This window comes from Caballeronia sp. M23-90 (assembly GCF_053574605.1).
In genome coordinates, this window is the sequence record NZ_JBSIPA010001022.1 from 1 (window position 1) to 292 (window position 292).

1 pseudogene is annotated in these 292 nt (G+C 60.6%); it reads left to right on the forward strand.

From position 1 onward, the window contains the following. Window positions 1-292, forward strand: a pseudogene (locus ACRXB1_RS37615) (hypothetical protein); the annotation flags it as partial.

A 292-nucleotide genomic window follows, 5' to 3' on the forward strand; every position in this document is an offset into this window, starting at 1 on the left:
CCAATAACTGGCTCGAACCGGGTCATCAGTTCGAATGGCTGTTCCTGGTCGAAGGCAGCGGGCACGCGGCTTTCGGAGCAGCCGGGCTTGAGCACGCGTTGTTCCGCGCGTTCGATTTCGTGCAGCAGGAAACGGGGTGTATCGCTGAATTGCCGATTGGAAGCGCCAATAACTGGCTCGAACCGGGTCATCAGTTCGAATGGCTGTTCCTGGTCGAAGGCAGCGGGCACGCGGCTTTCGGAGCAGCCGGGCTTGAGCACGCGTTGTTCCGCGCGTTCGATTTCGTGCAGCA